The sequence below is a fragment of the Bacteroides oleiciplenus YIT 12058 genome, from assembly GCF_000315485.1.
GTDB classification, from domain to species: Bacteria; Bacteroidota; Bacteroidia; order Bacteroidales; family Bacteroidaceae; genus Bacteroides; species Bacteroides oleiciplenus.
The window spans coordinates 273,935-291,546 of the sequence record NZ_JH992944.1; the positions used below are offsets into that span (position 1 = coordinate 273,935).

9 protein-coding genes are annotated in these 17,612 nt (G+C 41.8%); 5 read left to right on the top strand and 4 right to left on the bottom strand.

Annotation, left to right across the window (positions count from 1 at the left end):
• Window positions 1-186: 186 nt before the first annotated feature.
• Both HMPREF9447_RS20765 and HMPREF9447_RS20770 read right to left on the bottom strand, forming a co-directional pair.
• On the bottom strand, window positions 187-3,081 hold the full coding sequence (locus HMPREF9447_RS20765) for a hypothetical protein (protein WP_009131756.1): 2,895 nt from the start codon (window positions 3,079-3,081) through the stop codon (window positions 187-189).
• Between the two features lie 436 nt (window positions 3,082-3,517).
• Window positions 3,518-4,465 (bottom strand): tyrosine-type recombinase/integrase, encoded by a 948-nt coding sequence (locus tag HMPREF9447_RS20770; protein WP_009131758.1) that lies wholly within the window; start codon window positions 4,463-4,465, stop codon window positions 3,518-3,520.
• A 247-nt stretch (window positions 4,466-4,712) separates the two neighbouring features.
• Here HMPREF9447_RS20770 and HMPREF9447_RS20775 point away from each other — a divergent pair, with 247 nt between their 5' ends.
• A complete protein-coding gene (locus tag HMPREF9447_RS20775; RefSeq protein ID WP_009131756.1) occupies window positions 4,713-7,607 on the top strand; it encodes a hypothetical protein in 2,895 nt (964 codons plus the stop codon).
• 278 nt (window positions 7,608-7,885) lie between these two features.
• Here the strand turns inward: HMPREF9447_RS20775 and HMPREF9447_RS20780 are convergent, their stop codons facing one another.
• A complete protein-coding gene (locus HMPREF9447_RS20780) occupies window positions 7,886-9,343 on the bottom strand; it encodes an aminoacyl-histidine dipeptidase (RefSeq protein WP_009131759.1) in 1,458 nt (485 codons plus the stop codon).
• 309 nt (window positions 9,344-9,652) lie between these two features.
• The gene (locus HMPREF9447_RS20785) at window positions 9,653-10,636 is read right to left on the bottom strand and encodes a lysylphosphatidylglycerol synthase transmembrane domain-containing protein (RefSeq protein ID WP_009131760.1); all 984 of its coding nucleotides are present in this window, start codon (window positions 10,634-10,636) and stop codon (window positions 9,653-9,655) included.
• A 250-nt stretch (window positions 10,637-10,886) separates the two neighbouring features.
• On the opposite strand from HMPREF9447_RS20785, the gene rsmA reads away from it, so the two are divergent.
• The 4 genes from rsmA (at window position 10,887) to HMPREF9447_RS20805 (ending at window position 17,602) form a co-directional block, all read left to right on the top strand.
• On the top strand, window positions 10,887-11,687 hold the full coding sequence (gene rsmA, locus HMPREF9447_RS20790) for a 16S rRNA (adenine(1518)-N(6)/adenine(1519)-N(6))-dimethyltransferase RsmA (protein WP_009131761.1): 801 nt from the start codon (window positions 10,887-10,889) through the stop codon (window positions 11,685-11,687).
• A gap of 56 nt (window positions 11,688-11,743) precedes the next feature.
• Window positions 11,744-13,084, top strand: a complete 1,341-nt coding sequence (mgtE, locus tag HMPREF9447_RS20795; protein WP_085938360.1) for a magnesium transporter — start codon at window positions 11,744-11,746, stop codon at window positions 13,082-13,084.
• A 116-nt stretch (window positions 13,085-13,200) separates the two neighbouring features.
• Window positions 13,201-15,057, top strand: a complete 1,857-nt coding sequence (locus HMPREF9447_RS20800; protein WP_009131763.1) for a DUF349 domain-containing protein — start codon at window positions 13,201-13,203, stop codon at window positions 15,055-15,057.
• Window positions 15,058-15,193: 136 nt separating this feature from the next.
• The gene (locus HMPREF9447_RS20805) at window positions 15,194-17,602 is read left to right on the top strand and encodes a polysaccharide lyase family 8 super-sandwich domain-containing protein (protein WP_009131764.1); all 2,409 of its coding nucleotides are present in this window, start codon (window positions 15,194-15,196) and stop codon (window positions 17,600-17,602) included.
• The last annotated feature ends 10 nt before the right edge of the window (window positions 17,603-17,612 follow it).

A 17,612-nucleotide genomic window follows, 5' to 3' on the forward strand; every position in this document is an offset into this window, starting at 1 on the left:
GCTCTGTTTCAGATAACTCATATAAAAAGAGTGAGGCTATCCCCCACTGGGGACAGCCTCACACAACAACATTTTACTTTTCACGATGGTGAAAAAAAGGACTATTCTTCACAGAGTAGTTGTGTTATTAAAAAAAGTGTGCCCTACAGGGGCACACTTCATTTAAATCAATTATAAATCAAAGGTTTAATTACCTTCAGTCTTTTGAACATCCATATAAACAGCAGTCTTCACAGTACCCCACTTATAAGTTACGACTACAGGAATCTTAACCTTAAATGCTTGTACGTTGCTACCATTGTTTTTATATGTAATAGTACCATAGTCACCAACTACAGAAGAATTAGCCTGTTTGATATCAATCTGGTTAGTTACCTCAGACAATTTCTTCGTTTCGATATCGTTACCATTCATATTTGTAGTAATATTCGCAATATCAGCTACAATAGACTGAACTTTATAATAGTCATAATAAGCAGAACCATCATAAGCTACACCACTTGCACTTGTTCCCTTAGCAAACTTATAATCTCTCCAGTCAGTCAGGTAAACAAGATCAAGCATCTTCACTGTGTAACCTTCATCTGTAGCATCTACAAAATATTTACCTTCATTGGCAAATACGTTGATCGGACGCAAGAATTCAGCATTAAACTGACCGTCAGTCATCGGCAAGCGCATATTACACTTATTAGTCAATACCATGTCAAGTTTAGCAGTGAACGGAGCAACATCGTGTGCAGAGATGTTCAAGATAGCTTTAGCTTCCGGAGTCTCCTGATATTCAACGTTTGTACCAACAATCTTGGCAACCAAAGCAGTATTACCACGCAATTCTTTACCATTAGCAGTCACAGTTAACGTATATTCCTTGCCATCATTACCCATAACCTTAACATTATTGTTTTCGGCAGAGAAGATGTATTGGTAACTGATATTAGCCAACTTGAAATCATCGCTTACAGTATTATTCAACTTGAATGAAGGTTTGTTTCCTTCAAATACATTGTCAACGTTTACAGAGAATGAGCAATCGTTCGGAGTAACACCAGGAACCACAGTGTTCATTCTGATGTTATTCATATTGTTATACCAGTATTCAGTATTCTTACTGCCAGTATCGAAGCTTGCAGACGGAGACTTAACAGAAGCAGTGAATGTAATAGTTACATCCGCACGAGACTTGTCATTCTTTGGCTGATAAGTAGCTGTAGCAATCATCTGGCCATCCTTAGCAATAGCATTCAACTGATCTACATCAGTTACGGTCCAAGCCAAACAAACTGTTTCAACATTAGGATCAGCATCGTTCAGTTCTACAACTTCACCATATTCACCAGCTTTCAAAGTTGCAACCTTCTGACCAGAAGGATTAGTAGAAGTTGACTTCAATTCATAAATTGCATGGAAGTCTTCTTTGGTCAAACCTAACTTCTGATAGATATGTACATTCATTTCGTCGAATGTCAAATTCCAAGTCTTAGGTGTACACTGCAAGTTGAGGTCACCACAAGCCTTAGGATAGTCAGTACCAGCAACATCACCTCTTGTGATCATAACCTTAATCCAGCCAACATTGACAACTTCACCATTAGAAGCATTCTGCAACTCTACACGAACCAAAGGCATACGACCTACAGCAGCGATAGGATCCTCAGTAATACTACCAACCTTAGCAGTCAGTACGCTACCATTCAAGTTAGCAAAGAAACTACTCTGAAGAGTTTTGTTGTCACCCTTATAGTAGTCAGACAGACTGTAAACCAACTTCAAACCATAATCAGCCAACTTATCATTAGCGATAGTCTTATCACCTGTGCCAATCTGCTTCATTGGATTAGCGTCAGTCCATTCTGTATAGTGAGTCTCTACCCATTTAGACAAGTCGATACCTTCTTTATTATTGTAAGCAACTTCACAAAGAGGATCTTTAGCTATTGCATCTTCTGCTTTACCTACCAAGCCAGCTTTAGTGTTTGTAGCATCAGCACCATACAAGTGAGCTTTGTGTACGCCTGCATCTTGAGCATTAGCTAAAACGAAATCTTTCAAGATTGATTTGTAGATAGCAGCATAGTCAGAAGCGACAGTTTTACTACCACCGTTTACTTCTACAGTTGCTTTCAAGTTCATTACAGTAATCTTAGAAGCATCAATCTTCTGAATAGCTTCACTATTACCATTAAATACAACTTTCAAAATACCGTCAGTAATAGAACATTTTTCCAAATCAATGTTAGCGATATTGAAATCAGTAGCACGAGTACCAACGAATTCCTTATCATCTGCTGACAATACCAATTTAGAAATTTGCTTCATTGTAACACCAATCGGATTTACATGATAATAAGCTACCATATCCGGAGTTATATTGCTATTAGAAGCAGGATTAGCAGGAGCATTCCAAATTTCACCCTTTTCTGTTACAGCTTGAGTATTAACTGTCCATTTGTCATAGGTCAAATTAGTAGCTCTCATAGCTTCAACACCGCTCAAATATGCTTCTGGTACAAACACCAAACTTGTCAAAGGCAGTGCATCTTCAATATAGAAGTTAGAAGGAACGCCATTCTCAGTTACAGTATAACCAATAATCACACCATCTTTCTTAATAGAAGCGATGCTACTAGTTGCCTTCGGAATCTTAACGCCGGTTTTAGCTCCATCATACAATACTTCACCTTCAGCATTGATTGTCAGTTTAGTCGGATCAAAACTGTCTGCAACTTCAGCAGAAGGAAGAGTAGCTGATGAAACATCAGAACCATCTTTCTTCAAAATAACTTTGCCGTCCTTTATCTCAAGAGAGTACTCCGGGAGGTTTTGGGCGATCTTGCAAGAAACACTCTTATCGTTGCTATCAACGATAGTCAATGTTCCGGTTGCTGCATCGTAAGATACGCTCTTAACCCCATTGTTTCCAATAGCGGTTTTCAAGTCTGTAAGGCTTTGGTTGATTTGACCAATTTCGTTGTCAATACGCTTGATATCATCATCGTAATCCTTACAGCTGATGAAAGACGTCGTGGCAGCGAATGTCAATGCTCCAAAAAGCACCACTTTAACAAATCTTTTTCTCATAATTGCTTTTAATTTACATTAATAATATATTATTAAACACTCAGTTCCGACTAAAACATTCCCGTTACTAAAACGTTAACAGAGATAAGATACATTTGCATGTATTCATCTATCTTCCGTTACTTTATAGGTAACAGAATATATCATAACTGAAAAAACTGCCATAATCGCCTTGATAAGTAGCAATTGTTAATTTTATTTCTTAAAATGGTTAAATAGAATCTGGCTCTCGGATACTTTAATAATTTTGACGGTAGTAAAAGAAGAGCGGATATGAAGGAATTTTGTTGTAGATATCAGTATTTATGAATGTAATACATTGACATTGTGCAATGTAAGCAAAAAGAAGTAGGATAAGTAAAGGCAAAAGAATATCTCCCGAGAAATATTTACTTCTCGGTTGAATGAAAAATTCGATCATTTACCGAATAGATTTTTAGAAAATACTTGCGTATCCTTTCACGAATGAGATCACTTCTTGATTAGCATGGTCTATCTTTTGGTTTTGGAAAGGTTTTAAGTACGTTTCTGTAACCTTAATAGACGAGTGTCCCATTGCTTCCGAGATGATGCCCGGATGTATTTCACAATAATACGCCATTGTTGCCCAAGTATGCCTAATAGTGTAGGAGCTTAGGTGAGCATTACTTTTCATATACCTATTTAATAAAGATAGCCGATGATTAAAGAGCCGTAATGCTGATTGATACTCATGATAGGCCGCCTCTGTACCTTCCGGACTAGACAAGAAAGGCAATAGATAGGGAGACTGTACCTCTGTATTAGCCACTATACGTATCAATCTCATGGCTTCAGGAGTCAATCTAACAGTCAATGAACGCCCGGTTTTCCGTCTACGGTATTTTAGAACGTTACCCTGAATATCGGTTTTGCGCAAATATACTAAATCGACAAATGGAATTCCACGTAATAAAAACATGAGTGCAAATATAATTTTCGTCCGCTGCAGTTCCAGAGGTAAAGCGGTGTGGGTAGGCATCTGCTCTGCTTCTTGAAGCAAATTCCCAATGTCAGTGGCTTCAAGGGCTCTTCGTTGGTCGGCACATACACTTGTGTGTACATGCTTGAAAAGGCGTGGGATATATAAAGCATACCCTTCGTCTACTGCACGGTTATAAACAGCCCTTAATACTTTCATATAGGTAGAAACCGTATTCCAACTACATTTTCGTTGACGTAAATATATCTCGAAACATTTCAATAGGGTTGGATCTAATTTATTAAATGGTATATCCCTATTATTATTAAATGTAGAAAAAGAATTGCGGGCACTCCGATATACATGCGCAGTGCCCCATTGCCCATTGGCTCGAAGCTCCTTAATAGTAGTGGATAGCATATCCAATAATAACTTTTGTTTCATAATAGAATCTTTTTTGAGTACATTTACTGTTTTTTTAGTGAATATCAGAAAAAAAACAGCTTTATTTGCACAATTATAGAAAATCAATTATATTTGCACGGTATTTTATGCCGTTACCTATAAAGTAACGGAAGATAGATGAATACATGCAAATGTATCTTATCTCTGTTAACGTTTTAGTAACGGGAATGTTTTAGTCGGAACTGAGTGTTTAATAATATATTATTAATGTAAATTAAAAGCAATTATGAGAAAAAGATTTGTTAAAGTGGTGCTTTTTGGAGCATTGACATTCGCTGCCACGACGTCTTTCATCAGCTGTAAGGATTACGATGATGATATCAAGCGTATTGACAACGAAATTGGTCAAATCAACCAAAGCCTTACAGACTTGAAAACCGCTATTGGAAACAATGGGGTTAAGAGCGTATCTTACGATGCAGCAACCGGAACATTGACTATCGTTGATAGCAACGATAAGAGTGTTTCTTGCAAGATCGCCCAAAACCTCCCGGAGTACTCTCTTGAGATAAAGGACGGCAAAGTTATTTTGAAGAAAGATGGTTCTGATGTTTCATCAGCTACTCTTCCTTCTGCTGAAGTTGCAGACAGTTTTGATCCGACTAAACTGACAATCAATGCTGAAGGTGAAGTATTGTATGATGGAGCTAAAACCGGCGTTAAGATTCCGAAGGCAACTAGTAGCATCGCTTCTATTAAGAAAGATGGTGTGATTATTGGTTATACTGTAACTGAGAATGGCGTTCCTTCTAACTTCTATATTGAAGATGCACTGCCTTTGACAAGTTTGGTGTTTGTACCAGAAGCATATTTGAGCGGTGTTGAAGCTATGAGAGCTACTAATTTGACCTATGACAAATGGACAGTTAATACTCAAGCTGTAACAGAAAAGGGTGAAATTTGGAATGCTCCTGCTAATCCTGCTTCTAATAGCAATATAACTCCGGATATGGTAGCTTATTATCATGTAAATCCGATTGGTGTTACAATGAAGCAAATTTCTAAATTGGTATTGTCAGCAGATGATAAGGAATTCGTTGGTACTCGTGCTACTGATTTCAATATCGCTAACATTGATTTGGAAAAATGTTCTATTACTGACGGTATTTTGAAAGTTGTATTTAATGGTAATAGTGAAGCTATTCAGAAGATTGATGCTTCTAAGATTACTGTAATGAACTTGAAAGCAACTGTAGAAGTAAACGGTGGTAGTAAAACTGTCGCTTCTGACTATGCTGCTATCTACAAATCAATCTTGAAAGATTTCGTTTTAGCTAATGCTCAAGATGCAGGCGTACACAAAGCTCACTTGTATGGTGCTGATGCTACAAACACTAAAGCTGGCTTGGTAGGTAAAGCAGAAGATGCAATAGCTAAAGATCCTCTTTGTGAAGTTGCTTACAATAATAAAGAAGGTATCGACTTGTCTAAATGGGTAGAGACTCACTATACAGAATGGACTGACGCTAATCCAATGAAGCAGATTGGCACAGGTGATAAGACTATCGCTAATGATAAGTTGGCTGATTATGGTTTGAAGTTGGTTTACAGTCTGTCTGACTACTATAAGGGTGACAACAAAACTCTTCAGAGTAGTTTCTTTGCTAACTTGAATGGTAGCGTACTGACTGCTAAGGTTGGTAGTATTACTGAGGATCCTATCGCTGCTGTAGGTCGTATGCCTTTGGTTCGTGTAGAGTTGCAGAATGCTTCTAATGGTGAAGTTGTCAATGTTGGCTGGATTAAGGTTATGATCACAAGAGGTGATGTTGCTGGTACTGACTATCCTAAGGCTTGTGGTGACCTCAACTTGCAGTGTACACCTAAGACTTGGAATTTGACATTCGACGAAATGAATGTACATATCTATCAGAAGTTAGGTTTGACCAAAGAAGACTTCCATGCAATTTATGAATTGAAGTCAACTTCTACTAATCCTTCTGGTCAGAAGGTTGCAACTTTGAAAGCTGGTGAATATGGTGAAGTTGTAGAACTGAACGATGCTGATCCTAATGTTGAAACAGTTTGTTTGGCTTGGACCGTAACTGATGTAGATCAGTTGAATGCTATTGCTAAGGATGGCCAGATGATTGCTACAGCTACTTATCAGCCAAAGAATGACAAGTCTCGTGCGGATGTAACTATTACATTCACTGCTTCTGTTAAGTCTCCGTCTGCAAGCTTCGATACTGGCAGTAAGAATACTGAATACTGGTATAACAATATGAATAACATCAGAATGAACACTGTGGTTCCTGGTGTTACTCCGAACGATTGCTCATTCTCTGTAAACGTTGACAATGTATTTGAAGGAAACAAACCTTCATTCAAGTTGAATAATACTGTAAGCGATGATTTCAAGTTGGCTAATATCAGTTACCAATACATCTTCTCTGCCGAAAACAATAATGTTAAGGTTATGGGTAATGATGGCAAGGAATATACGTTAACTGTGACTGCTAATGGTAAAGAATTGCGTGGTAATACTGCTTTGGTTGCCAAGATTGTTGGTACAAACGTTGAATATCAGGAGACTCCGGAAGCTAAAGCTATCTTGAACATCTCTGCACACGATGTTGCTCCGTTCACTGCTAAACTTGACATGGTATTGACTAATAAGTGTAATATGCGCTTGCCGATGACTGACGGTCAGTTTAATGCTGAATTCTTGCGTCCGATCAACGTATTTGCCAATGAAGGTAAATATTTTGTAGATGCTACAGATGAAGGTTACACAGTGAAGATGCTTGATCTTGTTTACCTGACTGACTGGAGAGATTATAAGTTTGCTAAGGGAACAAGTGCAAGTGGTGTAGCTTATGATGGTTCTGCTTATTATGACTATTATAAAGTTCAGTCTATTGTAGCTGATATTGCGAATATTACTACAAATATGAATGGTAACGATATCGAAACGAAGAAATTGTCTGAGGTAACTAACCAGATTGATATCAAACAGGCTAATTCTTCTGTAGTTGGTGACTATGGTACTATTACATATAAAAACAATGGTAGCAACGTACAAGCATTTAAGGTTAAGATTCCTGTAGTCGTAACTTATAAGTGGGGTACTGTGAAGACTGCTGTTTATATGGATGTTCAAAAGACTGAAGGTAATTAAACCTTTGATTTATAATTGATTTAAATGAAGTGTGCCCCTGTAGGGCACACTTTTTTTAATAACACAACTACTCTGTGAAGAATAGTCCTTTTTTTCACCATCGTGAAAAGTAAAATGTTGTTGTGTGAGGCTGTCCCCAGTGGGGGATAGCCTCACTCTTTTTTGCAAAGCTATCAAAGAAAGCATCCCTCTCAATATAAACCAGGTATGAATACAATAAAAGCGGGGAGAAAGTTTTAACCTTCTCCCCGCTCCTTATTCATTTAAGAAATCACGTATTATTTTTCCGGTGTCTGTTCCAGCGTAGCAACTAAGAAGTCATAAAACTTAGAAACTGTAGGAATCAATGCACGTTCATCTGGTGAGTGCGGAGAGCGCAATGTAGGTCCAAAAGAAATCATATCCAATCCCGGACAATTAGCGCCAATAATACCACACTCCAAACCTGCGTGAATCACCTTCACTGCCGGTTCTACTCCGAATTGTTTCTGGTAGGAAAGCTTCATAGCGTGCAGAATAGGAGAATCCACATTAGGTTGCCAACCGGAATAACCTCCACTCAGTTCCACCTTCATGCCTGCCATAGCAAAACAAGCCGTCAGACTGTCTGCCAGGAACTCTTTCATTGTATCGCAAGAACTGCGAGCCAGAATACGAACTTCCGCCTTGCCCTCACCTATTATAACAATGGCCAAATTAGAAGATGTTTCCACCGTATCGGGCACAGTAGGAATCATACGCATCACGCCATCCTGACAAGCCATCAGTACACTAATCATATTATCCTGAATTTCTACAGGCACAATATACGCCGGCAGGTCAACCGGTTCTATCGTCAGTGTAATGCCACTTTCAATAGGAGCATATTCCGCATTAATCTGCGCTTCATATTCCTTGATATAATCTTCCAGTTCTTCCGTATCCTCAGGATTGAACACCAATACAGCATGCGCTTCACGAGGAATAGCATTACGCATATTTCCACCCTCGAACCCAGCCAACTGAGAATCAAACTCTATCAGCACATCATGCACCACGCGAGCTAGCAACTTATTGGCGTTTCCACGTCCCTGGTTGATTTCCAAACCGGAATGTCCGCCACGCAACCCTTTCAGTGTAATCTTACGGGCTACGAAATCAGCCGGAGCTGTCTCTTCCTGATACTCCAGCGTAGCTGTCAGGTCGATACCACCGGCACAGCCGATATACAGCTCGCCTTCATCTTCCGAGTCAAGATTCAGCAGGATTTCACCTTTCAGCGTTCCCGGCTTCAAGCCGAAAGCACCATACATACCTGTCTCTTCATCCTTCGTAATTAAGGCTTCCAATGGTCCATGCTTCAAGTTATTATCTTCAAGCACTGCCATAATGGCTGCAACACCCAGACCATTATCGGCACCCAGCGTTGTGCCCCGAGCTTTCACCCAGTCGCCATCTACATAAGTTTCAATAGGGTCTTTTGTAAAATCGTGAACAGTATCATTGTTCTTCTGAGGCACCATATCCATGTGAGCCTGAAGAATGACGCCTTTGCGGTTTTCCATACCCGGAGTAGCAGCTTTACGAATGATAACATTGCCTACTTCATCGACAAATGATTCTAAACCTAAGCCTTTTCCAAAGTTAACAAGAAACTCGGTTATCTTCTCCATGTGTCCGGACGGACGGGGGATTTGAGTCAGCGAATAGAAATGCTTCCACACATTTTGTGGAGCTAATTGCAAGATTGTACTCATAACGTTTAAAAAGTTAGTTTTCGCAAATATACATTTTTATTCTCAAACTATGCAAGAAACTATTTTTTTCCTGCGAAAAACTAATATCACGATGCCTACGAACTAACATCGCGGTGCCTACAAACTAATATTTTTCTTGCATAAAATTATTCATACTATAACTGCGTTTCTTTCTTACAATGTCTGTTGTAAGAAAGAAGCATAACTATTGAAAGAAACTTTCACAACTGTTGTATGAAAAGTTTTATGCAAGAAAAATATTAGTTTGTAGGCACTGTGGGATTAGTTTGTAGGGACAACTGGATTAGTTTATTTCAAGCGGTTCACCAACGAGAGATGCATCCAACCATAGACGCCCAGCAGAATGACCAGCAACGTCTGTATGCCATGCACTATCAGAGCAAAGACTCCCGCATCGGTGGCATCGACACCGTACAGCATCATCATAGTGATGACGGCAAAGTGCCAGGAACCTGCCCCATTGGGCGTAGGAACAATAACCGCAAAGGTTCCACCCACAAACATCACCAACCCTGCCAGAAAACTGAGATGCGCAGTAAAGGAGAAGCAATAGAAAGTTATATAGAAATGGTAGAAATAGCACCCCCATATTAATAAGGTGTAGAGAACGAAAAGGGGAATGTTCTTCACGCTCTTCAATGACATCACGCCTTCCCACACATTGAGCACCACCCCCTTCACTTTCTCAAAGAAAGAAAGCATGCGCAGAAGGAAATAAAGCAACACCAGCACACCGATGACACTGAAAAGAGCAACGTAAAACCAGGGAGACGTCACAAGGTGCATCAACGAAGGGATTTTTGTTCCTGTTTCTTCAAAGAAACGAAGGAAAACGGGCATCTGCATCAGAAAAGTAACGCCGGTGATAAGAAGGATGGTAAGCGTATCTATCAAGCGTTCCGTCACCACCGTACCAAGCGATTTGGCAAAAGAAACATCATCGTACTTTGCCAACACACCACAGCGTGAAACCTCGCCTACACGGGGCAAAATAAGATTAGCGGCGTAAGAAACAAAGATGGCATCCACACAATCGTTCGTCTTGGGATAGGCGCCCAGCGGTGCAAGTGTCTGCTTCCAGCGCCAACCACGGAACACGTGGCTCATCACACCGAAAAACAACGAAAGCAACATCCACCCCCAGTTCGTGCCATGCAAGAGTACCTCTTTGGCACGTGTAAAGTCAAAATCCCGATACACCCAATAAAGAATAAAACCGCCCAAAGCGACCGGCAAAAGGATCTTCAGTGTCTTTTTTAATAGTTTATTCATGCAGAATTCGTTATTCTTCGTCGAAAAGGATTACCTTTGCGAGCTGCAAAGATAGTGCAAACCGAGGGCAGTACAAAAGAAGCGTGCTTATTTTTAATGCCGAGGTGCAGCCTATCTTCGCGAAGCAAAGATAGTGCAAACCGAGGGTAGTACAAAAGAAGCGTGCTTATTTTTAATACCGAGATGCGGCCTATCTTCGCGAAGCAAAGATAGTGCAAAGATTGTTCAAAAGTAACGATTCAGTTAACAAATGAGATTAGTAAAGCCTAAAAAGTTTCTCGGCCAACACTTCCTGAAGGATTTGAAAGTGGCGCAGGACATTGCCGATACAATAGACACATGTCCCGGACTTCCCGTATTGGAAGTTGGTCCGGGTATGGGTGTACTGACCCAGTTTCTGGTGAAAAAAGAACGCCCGGTGAAGGTAGTGGAACTGGATTATGAATCCGTAGCCTATCTGCGTGAGGAATATCCGTCGCTGGAAGACAACATCATCGAGGACGACTTCCTGAAGATGAATCTGCAACGTCTGTTCGGCGGTCAGCCATTTGTGCTGACGGGAAACTATCCTTATAATATATCCAGCCAGATCTTTTTCAAAATGCTGGACAACAAGGATCTGATACCTTGTTGCACAGGTATGATACAGAAAGAAGTGGCCGAACGCATTGCTGCCGGACCGGGCAGTAAAACGTACGGCATCCTAAGCATATTGATACAAGCATGGTATCGCGTTGAATATCTTTTCACCGTGCACGAACATGTATTCAATCCGCCGCCAAAGGTGAAAAGCGCCGTCATCCGCATGACGCGAAACGAAACCAAAGACTTGGGTTGCGATGAAAAGCTATTCAAACAAGTGGTGAAAACGACTTTCAACCAACGACGAAAGACACTGCGAAACTCAATAAAACCGATACTTGGCAAGGATTGTCCGCTGACCGAAGATGTTTTATTCAACAGGCGACCAGAGCAACTATCCGTACAGGAGTTTATTGACTTGACCAACCGGGTGGAACAGGCGTTAAAAGAGATTAGAGAAAAAGAATGATGAAATAAAATAAGTGATAGTTCATAGTTTGAACACAGAGGAGGAAGATTATGGAGATGGACGAAGCATACATTGACAACGTCAAAAACCTCATTGAGCAGAAAGACGCCGAGAACGTCAGATCGCTCCTTATAGATTTGCATCCTGCGGACATTGCCGAACTCTGTAACGATTTGAGTCCGGAGGAAGCCCGTTTCGTATATCGCCTGCTGGACAATGAAACCGCAGCAGACGTATTGATGGAGATGGATGAGGACGTCCGTAAGGAGTTCCTCGAGATACTCCCGTCAGAAACCATCGCCAAGCGCTTTGTGGACTACATGGATACGGACGATGCCGTAGACCTGATGCGCGAGCTGGATGAAGAGAAGCAGGGAGAAATCCTCTCACACATTGAAGACATCGAGCAGGCAGGAGACATCGTAGACCTGTTGAAGTATGACGAAGACACCGCCGGCGGTTTGATGGGTACTGAAATGGTAGTGGTAAACGAAAACTGGAGTATGCCGGAGTGCTTGAAAGAAATGCGCCAGCAAGCCGAACAGTTGGATGAGATCTACTACGTCTATGTCATCGACGACGAGAACCGCCTGCAAGGCGTATTCCCATTGAAGAAGATGATTACCTCCCCTTCCGTATCGAAAGTGAAGCACGTGATGCGGAAAGACCCGATTTCGGTGCATGTGGACACTCCTGTTGAAGATGTGGTACAGACTATTGAAAAGTATGACCTTGTATCTGTTCCCGTTGTCGACAGTATCGGACGGCTGGTAGGACAAATCACCGTAGATGACGTCATGGACGAAGTGCGTGAGCAATCAGAACGCGACTACCAGTTGGCATCCGGTTTGTCACAGGACGTAGAAACGGATGACAACGTGATGCGCCAGACCAGTGCACGCCTGCCGTGGCTGATTATCGGCATGCTGGGCGGTATAGGCAACTCCATGATTCTGGGAAACTTCGACGCAACCTTCGCCGCCCATCCCGAAATGGCGCTTTATATCCCGCTAATCGGCGGTACGGGTGGAAATGTAGGAACACAGTCTTCGGCCATCATCGTGCAAGGCCTTGCCAACAATTCGCTGGACGCCAAAGACATTTTCAAGCAAATCACCAAAGAATCCGTGGTAGCCCTCATCAATGCCACCATCATTTCTTTAGTAGTATATATCTATAATTTTGTCCGGTTCGGCGCCACTGCCACCGTCACCTATTCCGTTTCCATCAGCTTGTTTGCTGTAGTGATGTTTGCATCTATCTTCGGCACGCTGGTTCCTATGACGCTGGAAAAGTTAAAGGTAGACCCTGCCATCGCTACCGGGCCGTTTATAGCGATTACCAACGACATTATAGGCATGATGTTATACATGGGAATCACCGTACTTCTATCCTAAATGAAGAAAAATAAAAAAAAACTGATGAAAAAAGTATGAAGTAATTGTTTTATTTCATTAATTTGTGACCTAATGTAACCCGAACGGATAAAACCGTTTCTTAAAATGTATCTACAATGATGGACACTCATGACACTAATCTCCCCGAAAAGGCGGAAGAATTAGAAGAAGACAAGAAAGCAGCAGAGGTTTCCGAACCCGCTCTGACGGAAACTCCGGCTGAAGAAGCTACGCAGGAAGAAAAGCCCGTAGAAACCGCACCCAAACTAAGCAAGGAGGAAATCCTCGCCAAGTTGAAAGAAATCTCCGCAGAAGTGGAAAATGCCGGTAAACAAGCAATAGACGGCTTGAAACAGGCCTTCTATAAACTGCACAATGCCGAACAGGAAGCGGCAAAGAAGCTTTTCATTGAAAACGGGGGAGCAGCTGAGAATTTCGTTCCAATAGCAGATGCTGTGGAAGAGGAGTTCAAGAATATCATGTCCGTCATTAAAGAAAAAAGAGGCGCATTGTCAGCCGAACAGGAACAACAGAAAGAGCTGAACCTGCAAATCAAACTTTCCATAATTGAGGAACTGAAAGAACTGGTAGAGTCGCCCGACGATGCCAACAAATCCTACACTGAATTCAAAAAGCTACAGCAACAATGGAACGAGGTAAAACTCATTCCGCAGGCCAAAGTCAACGAACTTTGGAAGAACTATCAACTCTATGTGGAGAAATTCTACGACCTGTTGAAGCTGAATAATGAATTCCGTGAATATGACTTCAAGAAAAATCTGGAGATAAAGACGCATCTGTGCGAGGCTGCCGAGAAACTGGCTGACGAACAGGACGTAGTGTCGGCTTTCCACCAGCTACAGAAGTTGCATCAGGAGTTCCGTGATACGGGTCCTGTTGCCAAAGAACTGCGCGACGAGGTATGGAACCGCTTCAAAGCAGCCTCCACCGCCGTCAACCGCCGCCATCAACAACATTTCGAATCACTGAAAGAAGTAGAGCAACATAACCTCGACCAGAAAACAGTGATTTGTGAAATCATCGAAGCCATAGACTACAGCGAGTTGACCAACTTTGCAGGCTGGGACAACAAAACACAGGAAATCATCGCCCTGCAAAACAAGTGGAAGACTATCGGCTTTGCACCGCAGAAAATGAACGTGAAGATATTCGAACGTTTCCGCAAGGCATGCGACGAGTTCTTCCGCAAGAAAGGCGAGTTCTTCAAATCTCTGAAAGAGGGAATGAACGTCAATCTGGACAAGAAACGCGCCTTGTGTGAAAAGGCCGAAGCCTTGAAAGACAGCACCGACTGGAAAGCAACCGCTGATGAACTCACCAAACTGCAAAAAGAATGGAAAACCATTGGTCCGGTCGCAAAGAAATACTCCGACGCGATATGGAAACGCTTCATCTCTGCTTGCGACTACTTCTTTGAGCAAAAGGGTAAGGCTACGTCTTCTCAACGCTCTGTTGAAGTTGAAAATCTGAATAAGAAGAAAGATATCATCGAAAAGCTTGCTGCCATCGATGAGAATATGGATACGGACGAAGCTACCCAGTTGGTACGCGAACTGATGAAAGAGTGGAACAACATCGGCCATGTGCCTTTCAAAGAAAAAGACCGCTTGTACAAGCAGTATCACGGACAGGTGGATAAGTTGTTCGCCCACTTCAACATTAGCGCAGCTAGCAAGAAGTTGAATAACTTCAAGTCCAACATCAACAGCATTCAGGAAGGTAGCCCGCAGGCTCTTTATCGTGAACGCGAGAAGTTGGTTCGTGCGGCAGATGCCATGAGAAATGAGTTGCAGACGTATGAAAACAACCTCGGCTTCCTGACCACTTCTTCTAAGAAAGGTAATAGCTTGCTGACAGAACTGAATCGCAAAGTAGAAAAGCTGAAAGCTGACATTGAGTTGGTAAAAGAAAAAATTAAAGTTATCGACGATTCCATTCGCAGCGCCGAATAATTTTTAAGCCTACATATAAGAGGCTGTATCAAATATAGATTAAGGGTATTATTCTGTCATTTTAAGCAAAATGATAGCCTTAATCTATATTTGATACAGCCTCTTTTTTTATTCAATATATTTAGAATACAAGAATATGAAGAAAATTCTAACCTTTAGTTTACTATTGCTGACAGCAAGCGGACTGGTGCAAGCTCAGGAGATGACATTCTCCGAGACGAAAGTTAATCTGGGAACCATCGAGGAAAAGGACGGAAACATCAGCCATGACTTCTGGTTTATGAACACCGGAGACAAACCTTTAGTAATTAGCAACATTATCACCGGCTGCGGATGCACCTCAGCCGAATGGTCTAAAGAGCCCTACAAGCCGGGAGAAAAAGGATGTATTCGGATGATTTATCACCCGGAAGGCAGAAAAGAGTCGGATATCAATCTGGTGGCTGAAATATACACCAATATGCAGAAGAAAGGAACCATCAATCTCGAAATTTCAGGGCACGTGGAACATACGGCTCCCGTATACCCTTCATATTATAATCCGGAAAATGGTAAACGAGCGCAAATAGAAGAAAAAGCTCCGCAAGATGATTACCAACAAATACTGGAACGAATCCGCAATGAAATATATGCGAAGTCTTCTCCTAAAAAAACAGACTTAAAAACCGATACATTACTGCTTTCGCTGACACCGGAAGGTAAGTGGAAAGATTTAGACTATGCTTGTTTCTTCCGAACCAACTGGGAACCGGTGGAACACCTGAAACGCCTGGTTACAATTGCGACTTCGTACACAGATACACGTTCGGTATATTATGGTAACGAAGTGTTGTTCGCCGCTATCCACGCCGCCTTGAAATACTGGACCCAACAAGACCCTCGATGCCACAATTGGTGGTATAACCAAATATCCGTACCACAAACCCAAGCTTCCCTCCTCGCCCTGATGGATGCCGGGCACCAAAAGCTTGCTCCGGATATTTATGAACCGATATTGAAAACGATGAGCGAACGCAGTGATCCCCGCAAATTCACCGGTGCCAACAAGATGGACATTGCCATTCATCACCTGACAAGAGGGTGTCTACTGAAAAACGATAGTATTGTACGCAGCAATGCTTACGAAATCTTCTATCCGGTACAAATAGTGAAAGAGGAAGGTATACAAGAAGATATGTCCTATCATCAGCACGGTCCTCAACTTTACATCGGCGGATATGGCACCGTTTTCGTAGAAAATATCGTGCGCATGGGTAATATCCTGAACGGCACACAATATGCCATGAGTAATGAAAAACTTAAATTATTCTCGGACTTTACACGAAACACATTCCTCAATGTGTTTCGTGGCAGTCATCTGGATTTCAGCGTCACCGGAAGAGGGGTCAGCCGCACCGGATTGCTCAATTATGGCGACTGGGCAGACATGTTCAGAAATCTGCAAATACTCGATCCTGAACATGCCGATGAATACGCTGCCGCTGCCCATCGCTTCCGTACCCAGGAGTCCTCTTATCAACGTTCGGATCGAAATGTCATGTATTACTGTTCGGACTACATGTTGCACAATCGCAAAAATTATGACATCTCCATCCGTACTGCCTCCACCCGCACCAACAAAACAGAAAGTGGAAACGGAGAGAATCTGTATGGAACGTATATGAGCGACGGCGCTACGAATATCCGTGTGAACGGTAACGAATACACTGACATCTTCCCCGTATGGGAATGGGACAAGATTCCCGGAACGACTGTTCCCGCCGGAGAAAAAAGAAATCCGGCGGACTGGGGAACCAAAGGAACCTGTACATTCACGGGTGGTGTTTCTGATGGTAAATGTGGTGTAATGACTTTTGATATGGATGATTACGGAGTGAAAGCACGTAAGTCATGGTTCCTGTTCGACAATGAAATAGTATGTCTGGGAGCAGGTATAGAGTCGAATGTGCCAGAGGAGATTGTTACGACAATCAATCAATGCCATCTGGATGGAAATGTATGGATAAGCAATGGAAAGGCTTCCCGTAAAATAGAGAAAGAGATGGAACTCAACGAAATGCCTACATGGATATGGCACGACAGCATCGCCTATTTCTTTCCACAAAAGTTAAATCTAAAGCTAAAGACTGATATACAGAAAGGCAGTTGGGCACGGATCAATTACAATTATTCTGCCACAGAAATCAATATGCCCGTATTCAATTTGACAATCAATCACGGTCAATCTCCTAAGGATGCAACATACGTTTACATGATTGTTCCTGGAATCAATGCGCCGGAAGAAGTGAAGTCTTATTCTTCCAAAGGAATAAAAATAGAACGGAACGATGCGAATATACAGGCTGTCAGCAATGAGAAAGCAGGGTTATTGCAACTTGTATTCTTCAAACCCGGAACTTTTGATAATGGAAAGACAGAGGTAAAGGCTATAAAGCCTTGCATTGTACAAATCAGAAAAGAAAAAGGTGAAGTGAAAGATGTGCAGATAGCTGATCCAAAGAATCAGGAAACTTTCAAAGTAGGCGTTGAAGTTATGATTGACTGATTTTGCTACC